At 69.8% G+C, this 19,197-nt stretch carries 15 protein-coding genes; 9 read left to right on the top strand and 6 right to left on the bottom strand.

The features are described 5' to 3' along the window. Positions 1-1,884 (top strand): RIFT barrel domain-containing protein (locus tag BP68_RS13125; protein ID WP_496372439.1); only part of this gene is annotated, 1,884 nt, incomplete at its 5' end. A 70-nt stretch (positions 1,885-1,954) separates the two neighbouring features. Here the strand turns inward: BP68_RS13125 and BP68_RS13120 are convergent. The 4 genes from BP68_RS13120 to BP68_RS13105 all read right to left on the bottom strand — a co-directional run bounded on the left by BP68_RS13120 (position 1,955) and on the right by BP68_RS13105 (position 6,537). Next, on the bottom strand, positions 1,955-2,845 hold the full coding sequence (locus tag BP68_RS13120; RefSeq protein ID WP_496372450.1) for a DMT family transporter: 891 nt from the start codon (positions 2,843-2,845) through the stop codon (positions 1,955-1,957). 216 nt (positions 2,846-3,061) lie between these two features. Beyond that, positions 3,062-3,502 (bottom strand): hypothetical protein, encoded by a 441-nt coding sequence (locus tag BP68_RS13115; RefSeq protein ID WP_496372437.1) that lies wholly within the window; start codon positions 3,500-3,502, stop codon positions 3,062-3,064. A 196-nt stretch (positions 3,503-3,698) separates the two neighbouring features. Further along, complete coding sequence (locus BP68_RS13110) at positions 3,699-4,202, bottom strand: cyanophycin metabolism-associated DUF1854 family protein (RefSeq protein WP_496372435.1); 504 nt, start codon at positions 4,200-4,202, stop codon at positions 3,699-3,701. Positions 4,203-4,224: 22 nt separating this feature from the next. Then, a complete protein-coding gene (locus BP68_RS13105) occupies positions 4,225-6,537 on the bottom strand; it encodes a cyanophycin metabolism-associated ABC transporter (protein ID WP_496372433.1) in 2,313 nt (770 codons plus the stop codon). A 249-nt stretch (positions 6,538-6,786) separates the two neighbouring features. Here BP68_RS13105 and BP68_RS13100 point away from each other — a divergent pair, with 249 nt between their 5' ends. From BP68_RS13100 to BP68_RS13090, 3 genes are all read left to right on the top strand, one after another. Next, the gene (locus BP68_RS13100; RefSeq protein WP_496372431.1) at positions 6,787-8,958 is read left to right on the top strand and encodes a cyanophycin synthetase; all 2,172 of its coding nucleotides are present in this window, start codon (positions 6,787-6,789) and stop codon (positions 8,956-8,958) included. 92 nt (positions 8,959-9,050) lie between these two features. Continuing rightward, positions 9,051-11,642, top strand: a complete 2,592-nt coding sequence (gene cphA / locus BP68_RS13095) for a cyanophycin synthetase (protein ID WP_496372429.1) — start codon at positions 9,051-9,053, stop codon at positions 11,640-11,642. Next, positions 11,639-12,133: a CreA family protein gene (locus tag BP68_RS13090; RefSeq protein ID WP_496372427.1), complete on the top strand. Its 495-nt coding sequence runs from the start codon at positions 11,639-11,641 to the stop codon at positions 12,131-12,133. The genes cphA and BP68_RS13090 overlap by 4 nt, the downstream gene beginning before the upstream one ends. A gap of 62 nt (positions 12,134-12,195) precedes the next feature. Here the strand turns inward: BP68_RS13090 and BP68_RS13085 are convergent, their stop codons facing one another. Further along, positions 12,196-12,867 (bottom strand): DsbA family oxidoreductase, encoded by a 672-nt coding sequence (locus tag BP68_RS13085; RefSeq protein WP_496372425.1) that lies wholly within the window; start codon positions 12,865-12,867, stop codon positions 12,196-12,198. Between the two features lie 99 nt (positions 12,868-12,966). Continuing rightward, a complete protein-coding gene (locus tag BP68_RS13080) occupies positions 12,967-14,493 on the bottom strand; it encodes an AMP-binding protein (RefSeq protein WP_496372423.1) in 1,527 nt (508 codons plus the stop codon). Between the two features lie 169 nt (positions 14,494-14,662). Between BP68_RS13080 and alkB the strand changes: the two genes are divergently transcribed. From alkB to BP68_RS13055, 5 genes are all read left to right on the top strand, one after another. Next, positions 14,663-15,325, top strand: a complete 663-nt coding sequence (gene alkB, locus BP68_RS13075; protein WP_496372421.1) for a DNA oxidative demethylase AlkB — start codon at positions 14,663-14,665, stop codon at positions 15,323-15,325. A 357-nt stretch (positions 15,326-15,682) separates the two neighbouring features. After that, positions 15,683-15,952 carry a translation initiation factor IF-1 gene (infA, locus tag BP68_RS13070; protein ID WP_496372419.1) on the top strand — a complete coding sequence of 90 codons (270 nt, stop codon included), beginning with the start codon at positions 15,683-15,685 and terminating at the stop codon, positions 15,950-15,952. A 111-nt stretch (positions 15,953-16,063) separates the two neighbouring features. After that, a complete protein-coding gene (gene rpoH / locus BP68_RS13065; protein WP_496372417.1) occupies positions 16,064-16,999 on the top strand; it encodes an RNA polymerase sigma factor RpoH in 936 nt (311 codons plus the stop codon). A 145-nt stretch (positions 17,000-17,144) separates the two neighbouring features. Then, complete coding sequence (locus tag BP68_RS13060; protein ID WP_496372415.1) at positions 17,145-18,155, top strand: Bug family tripartite tricarboxylate transporter substrate binding protein; 1,011 nt, start codon at positions 17,145-17,147, stop codon at positions 18,153-18,155. 231 nt (positions 18,156-18,386) lie between these two features. Continuing rightward, entirely contained in the window at positions 18,387-19,172 is a 786-nt protein-coding gene (locus BP68_RS13055) for a Crp/Fnr family transcriptional regulator (RefSeq protein WP_496372413.1), read from the top strand. Positions 19,173-19,197: the final 25 nt, after the last annotated feature.

Raw genomic sequence — 19,197 nt, 5'->3', positions numbered from 1 at the left:
CAGACCCAGGCCAGCCTGCCCGTCACCTTCGGCCAGCCCTTCAAGTCCGGCGACTGGCAGCCCTCCACCCAGGGCCTCGTGGCCAAGGTCGCCGGCTCTTCCATCCCGCTGCAGACCGATGAGGTCTCCTCCCACCGCGACGGCTCCGCCCGCTTTGCCGTGCTCAGCGCCCAGCTGAGCAATGTCCAGCCCGGCGAGACGCGCATCATCAATCTCTACCCCGGCTCCAAGTCTTCCAGCCCCCCCAGCGTTCCCGCCGCTCCGGCCTGGAACCTGGAGCTGGAGGCCAAGGTGTATGACGCCAGCGGCAATGTGAGCGCCACCTTGGTGGCCCAGCCCCAGGCCCAGCTGCAAAACCAGATCGCGCAGGGCTCGGGCCGCCGCCTGAGCGGCGCCGTGGCGACCGAGTACACGGTGGTCACGCCGTTCAAGAACAAGGCCACCGGCGCCGTGCATCCGCATCTGTCGGCGCGTCTGCACACCGCGCTCTACGATGGCGGCAACCGTATCCGCACCGATGTGGTGATGGAGAACACGCGCACGTTCACGGCCGGTCCGGGCAATATCACCTATGACCTGACCATCAAGCGCGATGGCGCGGTCTTGCATTCCCAGCCCAAGTTCACCCACAACCACCATGCGCGCTGGCACAAGGTGCTGTGGACCGGCGGGGCGCAGCCTTCCAGCCGTCTGCGCCATCACATGCCGTATTTCATGGCCAGCCGCATTACGTGGAACTATGACCTGAACCTGAAGGTGCCCGAGAGTGTGCTGGCGGCCGATGCCTCCGCCCTGGCCCAGGCCGATACCAAGCCGATGGGGCCCGCCTATATCGCGACCTATTTCCCGGGCACGGGAGGGCGCGCCGACATCGGCCCGCTGCCGCGCTGGGCCGCCCTGTATCTGGTGTCGCAGGACGACCGGGCCCGCGCCAGCCTGCTGGCCAATGCCGATGCCGCTGGCGGCATTCCCGTGCATTACCGCGATGAGAGTACCGATCAGCCTCTGAGCATCGAGAAGTATCCCGGCGTCTCCGTCGGCTACGGCAGCTCGACACCGGCCCTGCCGAGCGCTTCCGGCTCGACCGTCTGGGAGCCCGATCAGTCCCACCAGCCGTCCCTGGCCTATATCCCGTATCTGATCACGGGCGATGCCTTCTACCAGGATGAGCTCATGTTCTGGGGCAGCTGGAATCTGGCCTACGGCAATCCCGACTACCGCGGCCGCGGTGATGGTCTGGTCAAGTGGGATCAGATCCGTGGCCAGGCCTGGATGCTGCGCTCCATCAGCGAGGCTGCCTATGCCTTGCCCGACAACCATGCCATGAAGGGTCTGTTCCGCAATGTGCTGGCCAAGAACATGGATTGGTATGCCGCGAACTACATCAACAATGCCAATCAGTCGCCCCTGGGGGCCATCGAGAAGCCCGATGAGTTCGGCAAGACGGGGCCGTGGCAAAACGACTTCGTGGGTATTGTCTTCAGCCGTCTGGCCGAGGCCGGCGAGCCCAAGGCCAAGGAGGTGCTGGACTGGTTCAGCAAGTTCAACGTGGGCCGCCTGACCAATGAGGCCAACGGGTTTTGCGCGGCGCAGGCTCCCGGCTACTACTGGATGATCCGCGATGGCAGCGGCAACTTCGCCAACAGCTGGAAGGCGCTGTACGAGCTGAACTACTCCAGCACCGGCTCCTGCCCGACCCTGGCCCAGGGCGGCTATCCCGACGAGGCCGCCGGCTACGCCGCCTACATCCGCGCCATGCTGGGCGCCTCCGCTAACGCCGGCGTCGCCAATGCCGCCTCGGCCTATGCCAAGTGGAAGTCCATGACGCCCAAGATGGACGCCGCCTTCGCTTCCGACCCCACCTGGGCCATCGTCCCGCGATGAGCTGAAACCCAGCGAGTCGCACCCCACAAAAAAAGGCTCCCTCTGGGAGCCTTTTTTACGAGGGGCCGCGCTATTGCGCCGGCCCGCGCCTGCCCATGCGCGTGAACACGAAGATGCCCGCCATCACCAGCGCCGTGCCAGCCGCGATCCATGGCGTGAAGGGCTCGCCCAGCAGCCACACGCCCATGAGGATGGTGGACAGCGGCCCCACCATGCCAATCTGCGCCGTCATGCCCGAGCCGATGCGCTCGATGGCCATCATCACCATGAGCACCGGCGCCGCGGTGCACAGCGTGGCGTTGAGTACCGACAGCCACAGCACCTCGGGCGCCACCAGGGCCGCGCTCAGGGGGCGCATCAGCACGAACTGCAGCAGGCAGCACAGGCAGGCCACGCTGGTGGCCAGCCCCACCAGCCGCAGGGAACCCAGGCGCTGGACCAGCTCCCCGCTGTAGACCAGGTACACCGCATAGCTCACGGCCGAGAGGAACACCAGCAGCACGCCCCAGGCCACGTGGGCGCCGTCCTGCAGGCGGGCCTCCAGGCCGAAGACCAGCAGCACGCCCGCGTAGCTGATGGCCATGCCCAGCAGCTGCCCCCTGCGCAGGCCGCGGCCGTACAGCAGCCAGCCCAGCAGCACCACCAGCGTGGGGTTGAGGTAGAGGATCAGCCGCTCCAGGCTGGCCGAGATGTAGGCCAGGCCGGCGAAGTCCAGAAAGCTGGCCAGGTAGTAGCCCGACACGCCCAGCCCGGCTACGCCCAGCCAGTCCCGCCGCGTGAGCGGCGCCTGCCCCCGGCTGGCCCACCAGGCCATGACGGCGAAGATGGGCAGCGCGAACAGCATGCGGTACATGATGAGCGTGACCGCATCCACGCCGTGGCGGTAGGCCAGCTTGACGATGATGGCCTTGCCACTGAAGGCGATGGCCCCCAGGACGGCCAGGGCCACGCCGGTGGCCATGAGCTTGGCGGGCGCCGGCGCAGACACCGGCTGCGGCGGCACGGCCTGCGGGGCCGGGGAAGATGCGGAAGGCACGGAACGGGTGGCAGGCGCGGCCTGCAGAATGGGACAGCCCGTAATTATCGGGGGCGCCGCACTCTTACAAGGAAAACCGGCCTCTACCGCCCGCCCATAAAGCGCAATATGCTATTAAATATATAGCAATCGCTCTGCCAGTCACAGGCCGCCGGTGCGCTTGACCTTGGGGTCGGAATAGGTGAGCGGCTGCCTGTCCTGCACCTGCTGGGCCAGGCGCTCCTGCAGGGCGGTCTTGTGGACGTCCTGCGCCAGTTCCACCGCGCTGCCACTGGCGCGCCACATGGACTGGATGAACTCCAGCAACTGCTTGTAGATCGGCTCCTTCGGAGGCTCCTCGACCTCCTTGGGCGCCTCCTTCTTGGCCTCTGCCAGGGTCCAGTCGCGGTGGGCCTCGTCGGGCGCGGAGGGCTTGGTGGGTTCGCGCACGATGGCGCCCTCGCCCAGCCGGTCCATGGACTCGACCGGGTTGGCCGCGTGCACGGGCCGCACGGGCACGGCCCCCGAGGCGCCAGTGGAATACAAATCAGCGCCCTGGGGACGCCACTGGGGAGGTGATCGGTCGACAGGCGGCAGTTGCATGGCAAGGGTCCCTCATGAATGGCTGTGGGCGGCAGCCGCAGCTACCACCTCGTCGTACATCCATTTCGGCAAAAAGAAGGGCAAATGAAGGTCTTATTTGCCATTTGTCACAAATCAGGGTTTACCCAGATTAAGACACCCCCACTTTTTTCAACCCCAAATTGCCGTCAAAGGCATGCCCAGCAAGCGCCAGGCGCTATAGAAACCGCTCCAGCAGCTTGCGCGACGGGCGGTCCAGCGCCGTGACATCCGGCACGTGGAACTGCAGCCCGTCGCTGGCCGCGATCAGCAGCTTGGTGCGCCCGGCCAGGCGGCGGATGTCTTCTTCGCCCTTGAGCACCAACTGCGCTGCGCCGCGGTCGGTGTCCACCTCCCAGGTGCTGGGCGTGGAAAAGCTCGACACGGAGCGGATGCGCGTGATGGTGGGCACGAACTCGCGCGCGGCCAGCTCCTCCTCGATCAGCGCGCGCACGGCGGGCGCCAGCTGCGCCAGAAGCGGCACCCAAGTCAGCTCGTTGCCGCCCTCGCCCACCAGGGACAGGCCCTCGTCCGGCGCGGCGATGGGGAAGGCGCGCACGGGCGTCACGCCCACGTGCTCGGTGCCGTCGGCCATGCGCAGGACCAAGCGGCCATGGGCATTGCGCCGCAGGTCCAGGGCGTGCAGGTCCGCCGTGGCGGCGGCATGCGGTGTGGTGGTCATCACGGTGTCTCCCCTGTCGGCTTCACGGATTGCCCGCCGGATGGGCGGAATGCGGGCGCATGCCCTCGATCAGCACGCCCGCGGCCTGGGCGTCTTCCTCGGCGCGGCGGGCCTGGGCCTCGTACAGGCGCCAATAGGCGCCCTGCTGCTCCATGAGTTCGTCGTGCGGGCCAACCTCGACGATCTCGCCACGGTCCATGACCACCAGGCGGTCGGCCTTGCGCAGCGTGGACAGGCGGTGGGCGATGGCGATGGTAGTGCGGCCCTTGACCAGGTTGTCCAGCGCCTTCTGGATTTCCTTCTCGGTCTCGGTGTCCACGGCCGAGGTGGCCTCGTCCAGGATCAGGATGCGCGGGTCGATGAGCAGCGCGCGCGCGATGCTGATGCGCTGGCGCTCGCCGCCCGACAGGCCCTGGCCGCGCTCGCCCACCAGCGAGTCGTAGCCATGCGGCAGGCGCAGGATGAACTCGTGCGCGTGCGCGGCGCGGGCGGCAGCCACGATCTCCTCGCGCGTGGCCTCGGGCTTGCCGTAGGCGATGTTCTCGGCGATGGTGCCGAAGAACAGGAAGGGCTCCTGCAGCACCAGGCCGATGTGGCGGCGGAAATCGGACACCGCCATGCGGCGGATGTCCACGCCGTCCACCAGGATGGCGCCGTCGCTCACGTCGTAGAAGCGGCTGATGAGGTTGACCAGCGTGCTCTTGCCCGAGCCGCTGTGGCCCACCAGGCCGATCATCTCGCCGGGGCGGATGCCGAGCGACAGGTTCTTGATGACCGTGCGGCTGCCGTAGCGAAAGCCCACGTCGCGCATCTCGATGGCGCCCTGCACGCGGTCCACCTTCACGGGGTTCACCGGGTCGGGCACGTTGCTCACATGGTCCAGGATGTCGAAGATGCGTTTGGCGCCCGCCGCGGCCTTCTGCGTGACGGAGACAATGCGGCTCATCGAATCCAGCCGCGTGTAGAAGCGCCCGATGTAGGCGATGAAGGCCGCCAGCACGCCCACGGTGATCTGGTTGTGCGCCACCAGCCAGATACCGAAGGCCCAGACCACCAGCAGGCCGATCTCGGTCATCAGCGACACGGTGGGCGAGAACAGGCTCCAGGTCTTGTTCAGGCGGTCGTTGACCTCCAGGTTGTGCTGGTTGGCGGCGCGAAAGCGCTGCGCCTCGCGCTTTTCCTGGGCGAAGGCCTTGACCACGCGGATGCCGGGGATGGTGTCGGCCAGCACGTTGGTCACCTCGGACCACACCCGGTCGATCTTCTCGAAGCCGGTGCGCAGGCGGTCGCGCACGTTGTGGATCAGCCAGGCGATGAAGGGCAGCGGCACCAGCGTGACCAGCGCCAGCCAGGGGTTGATGGAGAACAGGATCACCGACGTCATGACGATCATGAGCACGTCGGTGGCGAAATCCAGCGCGTTCAGCGACAGGAAGACGTTGATGCGGTCGGTCTCGGAGCCGATGCGCGCCATCAGGTCGCCGGTGCGCTTGCTGCCGAAATAGTCCAGCGACAGGCGCATCAGGTGCTCGTAGGTGGTGGTGCGCAGGTCGGCGCCGATGCGCTCGGACACCAGGGCCAGGATGTAAGTGCGCGCCCACCCCAGCCCCCAGGCCAGCAGCGCCGACAGCAGCAGCCCGCCCAGGTACAGGGCCACCAGCCCCGTGGGGATCTGCTGGCCGCTCTGGTAGGGGATGAGGACCTCGTCCATCAGCGGGATGGTCATGTACGGCGGCACCAGCGATGCGGCGGTGGAGGCCAGCGTGAGCGCGAAGCCGGCGCCCAGCTGCTTCTTGTAGGGACGGGCGAAGCGCCACAGGCGCAGCAGCACCCAGGTGGAGGTCTGCGGCGCCTGCTGGCGCGCGCAGGCCGGGCATTCGTCGCTGTCGGGCGGCAACGGCGTGCCGCAGACGGCGCAGCGCGGCACATCCTCCTCCTGCACGGCGGCGGCCTGGGGGTTGCCCAGGTGCTCGATCTGCCGCTCGAAACGCTGCTGCAGGTACAGCGCCTGGGGATGCCGCCCCAGGGTGAAGCGCCACAGCGCCAGGCGCCGGTGGGCGTCGTGCAGCGCCAGCTGGCCCACGCCGCCGTGGTCCGCCATGCGCAGCGCCATGCCGGGCGCCAGCGGCCATTCCTGGAGCACGGCATCCGCGTCTCGCGCCACCAGGCGCCGATCGGTCAGCACCAGCAGGCCGGGCGCGAAGCGCAGCCCGGGCGTCAGGTCAACCTCGAAGGCGGCCTGCACGTTTTCATCGGGAGCGAGCACCGCTCGCACATCGGCCCCCAGAGGGCCAGACAAGACACCAGAGGCGTCCACAGGATGGTGATGTTGCATTTTGCTTTGTATGTCCGCCCCCGCTCAGGCGGAGAGTTCGCGGGCTGGCCCGGGCCCATGGCCGGGATTGTCCGGTACCCGGGCGCCCGCAGCCGCGCCACCGCGGTATCCCCGTGTAACGCGCATCACCCGCCGGCGGCTGACACTGGCGCTTGCTGACACCCCTCGTTCTCGGCGCACAATCCATCCCACGGACCTTGCCGCACCCGCCGGACTTCGCGGGCACCCGAATCCTCCACGCTGCATTTCATGGCCACATTCAACGCTATCCAACTCCTGCGCACCACCTACCTGCGCGGCCCCAGTGTCTGGACCTACCGTCCGGTTCTCGAAGTCTGGCTGGACCTGGGTGAGCTGGAAGACTATCCATCCAACAAGATCCCCGGCTTCAACGAGCGCCTGATCGCCTGGCTGCCCGACCTGGTCGAGCACCACTGCGGCGTGGGCGAGCGCGGCGGCTTCCTGCTGCGCCTGAAGGAAGGCACCTGGATGGGCCATGTGCTGGAGCACATCGTCATCGAGCTGCTGAACCTCTCGGGCATGCCCGCCGAGTTCGGCCAGACGCGCGAGATCTCGCAGCGCGGCGTGTACCGCATGGTGTTCCGCTGCCCCGAGGAAACCGTGGCCCGCACGGCCCTGGCCTGGGGCCACCAGCTGATCATGGCGGCCATCAACGATGGGCCCTACGACCTCAAGGCCGCCATCCATGCCATCAAGACCGAGATCAACGACCGCTATCTCGGCCCCAGCACCGGCTGCATCGTGGACGCCGCCAGCGCCCGCCGCATCCCCCACATCCGCCTGAACGACGGCAACCTGGTGCAGCTGGGCTACGGCGCCGCGCAGCGCCGCATCTGGACCGCCGAGAGCGACCAGACCAGCGCCATCGCCGAGGGCATCGCCCAGGACAAGGACTTCACCAAGCGCCTGCTGGCCTCCTGCGGCGTGCCCGTGCCCGAGGGCCAGGTCGTCAAGAGCCCCGACGAGGCCTGGGCGGTCGCCCAGGACATCGGTTGCCCCGTCACCGTCAAGCCCTCGGACGGCAACCACGCGCGCGGCGTGACCCTGGAGCTGCACCGCGAGGCGGACATCAAGGCCGCCTTCGCGCTGGCCGAGCCCGAGGGCTCGGAGGTCATCGTCGAGAAGTTCATCGACGGCGTGGAGCACCGCCTGCTGGTAGTGGGCGGCAAGGTGGTCGCCGCCACCAAGGGCGAGACGGTGAGCGTGCACGGCAACGGCAAGGCCACGCTGCGCGAACTGGTGGCCGTGCTCAACCAGGACCCGCGCCGCGGCCCCGAGCAGGAGTACCCGCTGGACTGGATCAACCTGGAGGCCGGCGCCGTCCGGCTGGAGCTGAACCGCCAGCATGTCACGCCCGACAGCGTGATCCCGCAGGGCCAGGCCATCTTGCTGCAACGCAACGGCAACATGGCCATCGACTGCACCGACGACGTGCACCCCGACGTGGCCTACTACGCCCAGCTGGCCGCCAAGATCGTGGGCCTGGACATCGCCGGCATGGACATGATCCTGCAGGACGTCTCCAAGCCCATGAAGGAACAGGGCGGAGCCATCCTGGAAGTGAACGCCGGCCCCGGCCTGCTGATGCACCTCAAGCCCACCAGCGGCGCGCCGCGCCCCGTGGGACAGGCCATCGTGGAACACCTGTTCCCCAGCACCGACGAGGGCACGGGCGCGGGCCGCATCCCCCTGGTGGGCATCGCCGGCACGCGCAGCAACGCCTTCACCGCCCGCTTCGTGGGCTGGCTGCTGCAGCTGTCGGGCAAACTCACCGGCGTGGCCAGCAGCGAGGGCATGTTCCTCAACAACCGCCAGACCCAGAAGACCGACACCGCCCACTGGGCCGGCGCCCACCGCCTGCTGACCAACCGCCTGGCCCAGGCCGCCGTGATCCAGACCACGGCCCGCTCCATCCTGGAGGAAGGCCTGGCCTACGACCGCTGCCTGGTCGGCGTGGTGACCGACATGGACGGCTTCGAGAGCCTGGCCGACCACGACGTGCGCGAACAGGCCCAGATGACCCGCGTGCTGCGCACCCAGATCGACGTGGTGCTGAGCGAGGGCGCCGGGGTGCTCAACGCCGACATCGAGCAGGTGGCCGACCTGGCCCGCCTGTGCGACGGCGAGGTGCTGCTGTATTCCACCACCGCCGACAACGCGGCCATCGCCGCCCACCGGGCCGAGGGCGAGGGCCGCGCCGTGTTCGTGCGCAACCAGCAGGTCGTGCTGGCCACGGGTGCCAGCGAGCGCGTGCTGGGCACGCTGGACGCGCTGAGCCTGCCCGGCGGGCACCGCCCGGATACGCCGGCGCTGCTGGCCGCCATCGCCGCCGCCTGGTCCATGGACATCGCGCCGGACCTGATCGCCGCCGGCGTCAAGACCTTCGAGTACACGGCCTGAGGCCTCAACCACTCCTATAAACATAGCTACTCACGCTTACCCCACAAGCGCTAAAAGCCAATTTGACTTGAGATCCGGCTGAAAGAAACACCATGCAGATCACCCGCATCCGTGCCCTGCGCGGCCCCAACCTCTGGAGCCGCAACACCGCCATCGAGGCCGTCGTGCACTGCGAACCCGGCGAATACGACTACGCCGCCCTGCCCGGCTTCGAGGACCGCCTGCGCGCGCGCTTTCCCAAGATCGGCGCGCTGCAGCCCCATGGCGCCGACCAGCGCCTGTCGCTGGCCCAGGTGCTCGAAGTGGCGGCCCTGTCGCTGCAGGCCCAGGCCGGCTGCCCCGTGACCTTCAGCCGCACCCACCAGACCCTCGAAGAAGGCACCTACCAGGTGGTGGTGGAATACACCGAGGAGGCCGTGGGCCGCCTGGCCATGGAGCAGGCCGAGGCGCTGCTGCAGTCGGCCCTGGCCGACCAGCCGTTCGACGCCGAGCAGGTCGTCGCCGCGCTGCGCGAGCTGGACGAGGACGAGCGCATCGGCCCCTCCACCGGCTCCATCGTCGACGCCGCCGTGGCGCGCGGCATTCCGTTTCGCCGTCTCACCTCGGGCTCGCTGGTGCAGCTGGGCTGGGGCTCCAAGGCCCGCCGCATCCAGGCCGCCGAGCTGGACACCACCAGCGCCGTGGCCGAATCCATCGCCCAGGACAAGGACCTGACCAAGCGCCTGCTGCACGCCGCGGGCGTGCCCGTGCCGCTGGGCCGCCCCGTGGCCGACGTGGACGATGCCTGGCAGGTCGCCCAGGAAGTCGGCCTGCCCGTGGTCGTCAAACCCCAGGACGGCAACCAGGGCAAGGGCGTGGTGGTCAACATCACCACCCGCGAAGGCCTGGAGGCCGCCTACAAGACCGCCCGCGAGTTCGGCGACGAGATCATGGTCGAGCGCTTCCTGCCGGGCCACGACTTCCGCCTGCTGGTGGTGGGCGGCCAGCTGGTCGCGGCCGCGCGCCGCGAGCCGCCCCAGGTGCAGGGCGACGGGCTGCACACCATCCGCGAGCTGGTGGACATCGTCAACCAGGACCCGCGCCGCGGCTCGGGCCACGGCACGGCGCTGACCAAGATCCGCCTGGACGACATCGCCATCGCACGCATCGCCTCCGAGGGCCTCACGCCCGAATCCGTGCCCGTGCAGGGCCAGCGCGTGGTGCTGCGCAACAACGCCAACCTGTCCACCGGCGGCAGCGCCACCGACGTGACCGACGACGTGCACCCCGACGTGGCCGCGCGCGCCATCGAAGCCGCCCAGACCATCGGCCTGCACATCTGCGGCGTGGACGTGGTCTGCGAGACCATGCTGCGCCCGCTGGAGGAGCAAAACGGCGGCATCGTCGAGGTCAACGCCGCGCCCGGCCTGCGCATGCACCTGGCGCCGTCGTTCGGCAAGCCGCGCAACGTGGGCGTGCCCATGGTGGACGAGCTGTTCGCGCCGGGCCAGGACGGCCGCATTCCCGTGGTGGCCGTGACCGGCACCAACGGCAAGACCACGACCACGCGCCTGATCACCCACCTGTTCGCCTCGCACGGCCTGCGCGTGGGCATGACCAACACCGACGGCGTGTACGTCAACGGTCGCCAGATCGACAGCGGCGACTGCTCGGGCCCCAAGAGCGCGCGCAACGTGCTGTTCCACCCCGAGGTGGATGCGGCCGTGCTCGAATGCGCGCGCGGCGGCATCCTGCGCGAGGGCCTGGGCTTCGACCGCTGCCAGGTGGCCGTGGTCACCAACGTGGGCGCCGGCGACCACCTGGGGCTGAACTTCATCACCACGGTCGAGGACGTGGCCGTGCTCAAGCGCGTCATCGTGCAGAACGTCGCCCAGGACGGCTACGGCGTGCTCAACGCGGCCGACCCGCATGTGGCGGCCATGGCCGGCGTGTGCCCCGGCAAGGTGATCTTCTTCGCGGCCGACCGCCACCACCCGGTGATGGCCACGCACCGCGCCCAGGGCAACCGCGTGGTCTATGTGGACGGCGACGCCATCGTGGCCGCCGAGGGCTCGTGGCGCGAGACGATCGCGCTGCGCGAGATCCCCATCACGCGCAACGGCACCATCGGCTTCCAGGTCGAGAACGTGATGGCCGCCATCGCCGCGGCCTGGGGCGTGGGCCTGCCCTGGCAGACCATCCGCCGCGGCCTGGCCGGCTTCATGAACGACAGCGACAACGCGCCGGGCCGCTTCAACGTGATGGACTACCGCGGCGGCACCGTCATCGCCGACTACGGCCACAACCCCGACGCCATGCGCGCCCTGGTGCAGGCCGTGGAGGCCATGGCGGCCCAGCGTCGCAGCGTGGTCATCAGCGGCGCGGGCGACCGGCGCGACCAGGACATCGTCGAGCAGACCCAGATCCTGGGCCGCGCCTTCGACGACGTGATCCTGTACCAGGACGCCTGCCAGCGCGGTCGCGCCGACGGCGAGGTGCTGGCCCTGCTGCAAAAGGGCCTGCAGGACGCGCCGCGCACGCGCTACGTGACCGAGATCCACGGCGAGTTCCTCGCCATCGACCATGCCCTGGAGCGCCTGCAGCCCGGCGACCTGTGCCTGGTGCTGGTGGACCAGGTGGAGGAAGCCTTGGCCCACCTGACGCAGCGCTGCAGCGACGCAGCCGCCACGGCGGGCGCCGAATGAGCGCCCTGCGCACGCTGGCGCGCACCGGCCTGACCGCCGCGGCCTTCGCGGCGGCGGGCGTGTGCGCGGCCCAGTCCGAGAAGATCGGCACCGTGGACACGGCCTTCCAGTGGATCGGCCGCGACCACGACATCCTCGTCGAGGCCTACGACGACCCCCTGGTTTCCGGCGTCACCTGCTACATCTCGCGCGCGCGCACCGGCGGCATCAAGGGCACGCTGGGCCTGGCCGAGGACCGGGCCGAGGCCTCGATCGCCTGCCGCCAGGTCGGCCCCATCGCGTTCGCGCAGCCGCTCAAGCCCCAGCAGGAGGTCTTCAGCGAGCGCATGTCCATCCTGTTCAAGCGCCTGCGCGTGGTGCGCATGGTGGACGCCAAACGCAACACCCTGGTCTACCTGACCTATTCCGAGAAGCTCATCGACGGCTCGCCGCAGAACAGCGTGACGGCCGTGCCCGTGGACCGGGCCACGCCGATTCCGCTCAAGCAGTAAAGATCAAAAACGCCTGTAACGCCCGCCAATAAAGCGTTAACAGCTATTATTTTAATAGCAAACTACGCTTGCTGCGCGGCGATCTGGCGCAGCGCCTGCTCGAACACCTCGACCGGCTGGCCGCCCTGGATGAGGTGGCGGTCGTTGACGATCACCGCCGGCACCGAGCGGATGCCATGCTCCTGGTAGAAGGCTTCGCGTTCGCGCACGGCGTCGGCATATTCCTGCGACGCCAGCACCGCGCCGGCGCGCGCCTCGTCCAGGCCGGCCTCGCGCACCAGGCGCAGCAGCACGCCGTGGTCGCCCGGGTTCTCGCCCCGCGTGAAATAGGCCGCGAACAGCGCGTGCTTGAGCGCGCCCTGCTGCGCGCTCGTGCCCTCCTCCTCCAGCCAGTGCAGCAGGCGGTGCGCGTCGAAGGTGTTGTAGATGCGGCTGCGCTTGTCCATGTGGAACGTAAAGCCCAACTGCGCGCCGCGCTCGGCGATGGCCTCGCGGTTCTTCTGCGACTGCTCGGGCGTGGCGCCGTACTTTTCCTGCAGGTGCTCGCCAATGTCCTGGCCCTCGGGGCCCATCTGCGGGTTCAGCTCGAAGGGCTGGAAGCGCAGCTCCAGCGCCACCTCGCCCGCCAGCCGGCCGGCCGCCTGCTCCAGCGCATGCAGGCCGATGGCGCACCAGGGGCAGGACACGTCGGAAACGAAATCGATCTTGAGGGGAACGGACGTCGTGGCGGTCATCGCAAGGCTCCTGGGCACGCAAGGTGAAACGGCCATGGTAGGTACGCCGCAATGCCCGCGCCGCGGCGGGGACTTGGCCGCCGCGCCGCGCCCGCGCGGTCAGCGCCCCTCGGCCTCCAGCCAGGCGCGCAGTTCGGTCTTGAGCACCTTGCCGTAGCTGTTCTTGGGCAAGGCCGGCACCCAGCGGTAGGCCTTGGGGCGCTTGAAGCGCGCGATGCGCTCCAGGCACAAGGCATCCAGCTCCGCATCCTGCGGCGCGCCGCCCTCGCCTGCGACCAGGAAGGCCACCACCACCTCGCCCCAATCGGCATCGCGCTGGCCCACCACGGCCGCCTCGCCCACGCGCGGGTGCAGCAGCAGCACCTCCTCCACCTCGCGCGGGTAGATGTTGGAGCCGCCGGAGATGATCACGTCCTTGCTGCGGTCGCGCAGCGTCAGAAAGCCCTGCGCATCCAGCTGCCCCACGTCGCCCGTGTGCAGCCAGCCGCCGCGCAGGGTCTGGGCCGTGGCCTCGTCGTTGGCCCAGTAGCCGGCCATCACCGTGTCGCCGCGCACCACCACCTCGCCCAGTTCGCCCGTGGGCACGGGGCGGCCGTCGCCATCGACCACGCGCACCTCCACGCACGCATGCGCCACGCCGACCGAGGCGATGCGCTCGGCCCAGCGCGGGTGCGCCGTGTCGGCCAGGTGCTCGCGCGCCAGCGCCGTGATGGTCATGGGGCTTTCGCCCTGGCCGTAGATCTGCACGAACTTCTGGCCCATGGTGTCCAGCGCGCGGCGCAGGTCCTCCACGTACATGGGGCCGCCGCCGTAGACGATGGTCTTGAAGCCGCCCACGTCCGCGCCCGTGCGGCGCACATGGTCCACCAGCCGGTGCACCATGGTGGGCGCGGCGAACAGCGACAGCCGGCCCACGCTGGCGGCCAGCTGCACCAGTTCGGCCGGGTCGAACCCGCCCGACGCCGGCACCACATGGCGCGCGCCGCGCAGCATGTGGGCGTAGTTGTACAGGCCCGCGCCGTGCGACATGGGTGCGGCGTAGACCATGGCGTCTTCGGGCCCCACGTCGTCCACGTCGGTGAAATAGGCCATGGTCATGGCCAGCAGGTTGCGGTGCGTCTGCATCACGCCCTTGGGCCGCCCGGTGGTGCCCGAGGTGTAGAACAGCGAGGCCACGTCCTGCGGCGCGCGCTCCTGCATCTCCAGCGGCGCGCCCTGGGCGGCCTGCTGCCAGGCCGGCTCGTCCAGCACCTGCAGGGCCGCCGCGTCGGCCCCGGCCGCCAGCGCCGCACCGCGCAGCGCTGCCGACACGCAGACCACCCGCGCCCCGCTGTCGGAGAGCACGTAGGCCAGTTCGCGCGCGTGCAGCTTGTAGTTGACGGGCACCGAAACGGCGCCGGCCCAGTGGATGGCGTGCAGTGCCTCCAGGTACTGCGGGCAATTGGCCGCGAAGATAGCCACGCGCTCGCCCGGCGCCACGCCGCAGCGCGTGCGCAGGTGCGCCGCCAGCGCCGCCACGCGCGCGGCCAGGGTACGGTAGTCGTGCAGCAGGCGCGCGCCGGCCAGCAGCGCGGGGCGGTCGCCATGCACCAGGGCGCTGCGCCGCAGCAGTTGTGCAATGTTCATGGGTGTGTCGCTTGTCTCCTGGCGCCACTATAGGCAGGCGGGCCGGGCGCGCACAGTCGCACAACTACACAAGGGAAATCCCTGGACTGGCGCTCTTTTGCTCCCATAAAAATAGCTGCTTGCGCTTGATGGATAAGCGCTGCGGGCTGATTTGGCTCAAACTCTCGCCATGCACCCCACTCCCGCCGACGATCTGTTTGCCGACGACCCCGGCGAGCCCATCCTGCTGCCCCTGGGCGCGCAGGCCATGCTGCTGCGCGGCTTTGCGCTGGCGCAGGCGGCGCAGCTGCTGGACGAGGTGCAGGCCGTGGCCCTGCGGGCGCCGTGGCGCCACATGCACACGCCGGGCGGCAAGGCCATGTCGGTGGCGACCACGGGCTGCGGGCAGCTGTCGTGGGTGAGCGACCGGCAGGGCTACCGCTACGCGGCGCACGACCCGCTCACCGGCCAGCCCTGGCCCGCCATGCCCGCGGCCTTTGCGCGGCTGGCGGACGCGGCCGCGCGGCAGGCCGGTTTCGCGGGCTTTGCACCCGACGCCTGCCTCATCAACCGCTACGCGCCCAGCACGCGCCTGTCGCTGCACCAGGACCGCGACGAGCGCGACCTGGCCGCGCCCATCGTCTCCGTGTCGCTGGGCCTGCCGGCCACCTTCCTGTGGGGCGGCGCCACGCGCGGCGAGCGTGCCCAGCGCGTGCCGCTGCGCCATGGCGACGTGATCGTCTGGGGCGGCGTGGACCGGCTGCGGTTCCATGGCGTGCTGCCCATCGCGCCGGACAAGCACCCGGCCACGGGCGACTGCCGCATCAACCTGACGCTGCGCAAGGCACTTTGAAGCCATGCACGGATACCGCCCCGCGCGCCGCATGTCGCACCTGGCGGCAGGGCCAATGGCGCACGCTGCGGCGCCGCGGCGGCATACACACTAAACTGCCCGGATGCTGCGGCGCACTGGCGCCGCATGCCACCGCTGGGGCTCCACGCCCTGTTTGCGACTCTCAGCCCAGCCCGTAGGCGCCCATCACCCGCAGGCGCTGGCGGCATTGGCCGACGTTTTCAAGGGCGATATCGGATCGCCCATCCCGCGCCGGGGTTACCGGCGCACCCGTGATCTGTCACTCACAGACCCCGAGCAAGAATGGGCCGCAACCGGCCCGTTCGCCATTGCTCGCCCTCGACAAAAAGGAGTCCCGTGTCCAACAAGGAAGAACTGATCGAAATGCAAGGCAGGGTGGAAGAGGTGCTGCCCGACGCGCGCTTTCGCGTCGTCCTCGACAACGGCCATACCCTCATTGCCTATTCCGGCGGCAAGATGCGCAAGCACCGCATCCGCGTGCTGGCGGGCGACAAGGTGTCGCTGGAAATGTCTCCCTACGATCTGACCAAGGGCCGCATCACGTTCCGCCACCTGGAACCGCGCGCAGGCGGCGCACCGCGCAGCAGGCCCCCGCATCGCCGCTGACGCGGCGCCCGGGGCCCCGCCCATTCCCCTCAACCACACGGGAACTCTGCCCTTAGCACTCCCTCCAACGGAGTGCTAACATGATCCTGTATGGAAGAAAGGACTTCTGATATGGCCCTCCGGACTGCATCCACCGTGACGACCTTGGCGCCCGCAAACCCGTGGGCTCTGGTTCCCCCGCTGGGCAACCTGGACGCCTATATCTCCGCGGTCAACCGCCTGCCCCTGCTCACGCAGGAGGAGGAGCAGCGCTATGCGCGCCAGCTCAAGGACAGCAATGACGTGGAGGCCGCCGGCCGTCTGGTGCTGTCGCACCTGCGCCTGGTGGTGTCCATCTCGCGACAGTACCTGGGCTACGGCCTGCCCCATGGCGACCTGATCCAGGAAGGCAACGTGGGCCTGATGAAGGCCGTCAAGCGCTTCGACCCCGACCAGGGCGTGCGGCTGGTGAGCTACGCCATGCACTGGATCAAGGCCGAGATCCACGAGTACATCCTGAAGAACTGGCGCATGGTCAAGGTGGCGACCACCAAGGCCCAGCGCAAGCTGTTCTTCAACCTGCGCTCCATGAAGCAGGGCTTCAAGGCCGAGGCGCTGGACGCCGACACGCACCGCGAGACGCTCTCCGACCGCGAGATCGATCTGGTGGCCGAGCAGCTCAACGTCAAGCGCGAGGAAGTCATCGAGATGGAGACGCGCCTGTCCGGCGGCGACGTGCTGCTGGACCCCGCACCGAGCGACGACGGCGAGCAGGCCTTCGGCCCCATCGCCTATCTGGCCGACGCCGCCCATGAGCCCACGGCCATGATCGAGACGCGCCAGCGCGACATGCTGGCCACCGACGGCATCGCCACGGCGCTGGAGAGCCTGGACGCGCGCAGCCGCCGCATCGTGGAAGAGCGCTGGCTCAAGGTGAACGACGACGGCTCGGGCGGCATGACGCTGCATGAGCTGGCCGCCGAATACGGCGTGAGCGCCGAGCGCATCCGCCAGATCGAGGTGGCCGCCATGAAGAAGATGAAGAAGGCGCTGGCCGAGTACGCCTGACCCGGCTCCCGGCCCGCCCCTGACGCGGGCGGATAATCCAGGCGCGCGGCCCACAAGGGTCGCGCGCCTTTTTTCGTACCCGGCGGCACCAGCGGCGCAGACTCCGTGCGGCCCCGTCGCCGGTCCAGACCAGGAGACCCATCCCATGTTCCGCCATTTCCCCGCCCGCCGCGGCCTGCTTGCACTGGCCCTGGCATCGGCCTGCGGCGCCGCCGCGGCCCAGCCCAGCGCCGCACCGGCCACGCCGGGCTGGCCCGCCAAGCCCCTGCGCATCATCGTGGGCTTCCCGCCCGGCTCCTCGCCCGACCTGACGGCGCGCACCTTCTCCGAGCCGCTGGCGCAGGCCCTGGGCCAGCCGGTGATCGTGGAGAACAAGGTGGGCGCAGGCGGCAACATCGGCGCCGATGCCGTGGCCAAGGCGCAGGACGGCCACACCATCGGCCTGTTCATCAATGGCAACCTGACGATCGCCAAGCTGCTCAACCCGCAGCTGCCCTACGACCCCACGCGGGACCTGGCGCCGCTGTCGCTGGTCGGCGTCTCGCCGCTGGTGCTCACTGCCCCCGCCGACCACGCCGACGTGCCCGCCGGCGCCGATGCCCGCGCCTTCCTGGAGGCCGCGCGCCGCGCCGGCGACCGCTGGAGCTATGGCACGCCGGGCGTGGGCACCGTGGGCCACCTGGGCACCGAGCTGCTCAAGGCGCGCACGGGCATGGCCCCGGTGCACGTGCCCTACCCCGGCTACCCGCAGGTGGCCACGGCCATGCTGGGCGGCCAGCTGCAGATGTCGCTGCTGCCGCCGGCGCTGGCGCTGGCCCAGGAGCGCGCGGGCAAGCTGCGCCTGATCGGCGTGACCTCGGCCGGCCGCAGCACGCTCACCCCCGGCGTGCCCAGCCTGGCCGAGGCCGGCGTGCAGGGCGTGCAGCTCGAGATGTGGAACGCCTTCGCGGCGCCCGCCACCATGCCCGCGCCGATGCGCGCACGGCTGTCCGCCCTGATCGGCGACATCACCCGCAGCCCCGAGGTGCGCAGCAAGCTGTTCCAGCAAGGCTGGCAGGCCGTGGGCTCCTCGCCCGAGGGCCTGGCCAACCGCATCCAGGCCGACACGGCCGCGATGAGCCGCCTGATCCGCGAGCAGGGCCTGCGCGCACAGTGAACTGGAGCGCGCGCCGCGCGCTCCCCAGGCGGGGCCGGCCCCGCACCGCCCCACCCCGCCGGAAACGTTGACATAGGTCACGTTACAAACCGTAGAGGCCCGGCACACTTCCAGCCTGACTCCGTGCATGCGGCGCGGCCCGCTGGCGTGATGCGCTGCCACCACGCTACTGTATCGATAGCTTGCCACGCTTACCCATCAAGCGTTTGAGGCACTTTTGGCACATATTCCATGACCGACCTTCCGGCCACGGCCGGCAACACCTGCAACGACTGCGCCAGCCAGCAGCAATGCCTGCTGGGCCGCCTGGACGCCGAAACGCGCGCCACCTGGCGCGCGCACCTGACGGAGCGGCGCTTTCGCAAAGGCGAGGTGCTGCAACGCCAGGGCGAGAGCATCCACTGCGTGCAGGTGGTCAAGGTCGGCACCCTGCTGGTGCAGCGCCGCGGCGAGGACGGCGTGGACCGCCCCGTGGGCATGGCGGGCTGCTGCGAGGCCCTGGGCGCGCCCGCGCTGCTGCAGCTGCCGGCCGATCTGTCCTATGTGGCCGTGACGCCCGGCCGGGTGTGCCAGCTGGAGCTGGCGCCGCTGCAGGGCGGCGGCCGCCTCGCACAGGGCGGCTTTCTGCTGGAGCTGGCGCGCGAGCAGCTGAACGCCGGCGCACGGCTGGCCGACTGGGGGCGCATTGCGCGCATCCGGGGCGTGGTCGGGCAGCTGTCGGGGGCCCTGCTGCAGCTGGCCGAGTTGCAGCGCAGCACGCTGGTGCGCCTGCCCAGCCACACGGTGCTGGCCTCCCTGCTGGCCACCACGCGCGAATCCGTGGCCCGGGCGCTGGCGCTGCTGGCGCAGGAGCACAGCGTGCTGCGGCGCGACCGCTGGCACTGCGAGATCCAGCGCGCGGCGCTGCTAGAGTTGGCGCGCGGCGGCCGCCGCTCGGCCGCCAACCTGCACCAGGCGCGCCAGGCCTCCAGCCGCACCATCCCCGCGCAGGCCCCGGCCACCCGCCCCGCGCGCTGACATCGGCGCCGCACGGCCGGCGCGG

Source organism: Diaphorobacter oryzae DSM 22780 (assembly GCF_059568935.1).
Note: the sequence above shows the minus strand (reverse complement) of the source record. Positions and strands in the feature narration are given on the sequence as shown.

What these genes read in the sequence shown, in the direction of transcription:
- BP68_RS13120 (WP_496372450.1), bottom strand. Translation starts at nt 2,845, where the DNA reads ATGGCCACCGGCGTGGCCCTGGCCGTCCTGGGGGCCATCGCCTTCAGT.
- BP68_RS13115 (WP_496372437.1), bottom strand. Translation starts at nt 3,502, where the DNA reads ATGCAACTGCCGCCTGTCGACCGATCACCTCCCCAGTGGCGTCCCCAG.
- BP68_RS13110 (WP_496372435.1), bottom strand. Translation starts at nt 4,202, where the DNA reads ATGACCACCACACCGCATGCCGCCGCCACGGCGGACCTGCACGCCCTG.
- BP68_RS13105 (WP_496372433.1), bottom strand. Translation starts at nt 6,537, where the DNA reads ATGCAACATCACCATCCTGTGGACGCCTCTGGTGTCTTGTCTGGCCCT.
- BP68_RS13100 (WP_496372431.1), top strand. Translation starts at nt 6,787, where the DNA reads ATGGCCACATTCAACGCTATCCAACTCCTGCGCACCACCTACCTGCGC.
- cphA (WP_496372429.1), top strand. Translation starts at nt 9,051, where the DNA reads ATGCAGATCACCCGCATCCGTGCCCTGCGCGGCCCCAACCTCTGGAGC.
- BP68_RS13090 (WP_496372427.1), top strand. Translation starts at nt 11,639, where the DNA reads ATGAGCGCCCTGCGCACGCTGGCGCGCACCGGCCTGACCGCCGCGGCC.
- BP68_RS13085 (WP_496372425.1), bottom strand. Translation starts at nt 12,867, where the DNA reads ATGACCGCCACGACGTCCGTTCCCCTCAAGATCGATTTCGTTTCCGAC.
- BP68_RS13080 (WP_496372423.1), bottom strand. Translation starts at nt 14,493, where the DNA reads ATGAACATTGCACAACTGCTGCGGCGCAGCGCCCTGGTGCATGGCGAC.
- alkB (WP_496372421.1), top strand. Translation starts at nt 14,663, where the DNA reads ATGCACCCCACTCCCGCCGACGATCTGTTTGCCGACGACCCCGGCGAG.
- rpoH (WP_496372417.1), top strand. Translation starts at nt 16,064, where the DNA reads ATGGCCCTCCGGACTGCATCCACCGTGACGACCTTGGCGCCCGCAAAC.
- BP68_RS13060 (WP_496372415.1), top strand. Translation starts at nt 17,145, where the DNA reads ATGTTCCGCCATTTCCCCGCCCGCCGCGGCCTGCTTGCACTGGCCCTG.
- BP68_RS13055 (WP_496372413.1), top strand. Translation starts at nt 18,387, where the DNA reads ATGACCGACCTTCCGGCCACGGCCGGCAACACCTGCAACGACTGCGCC.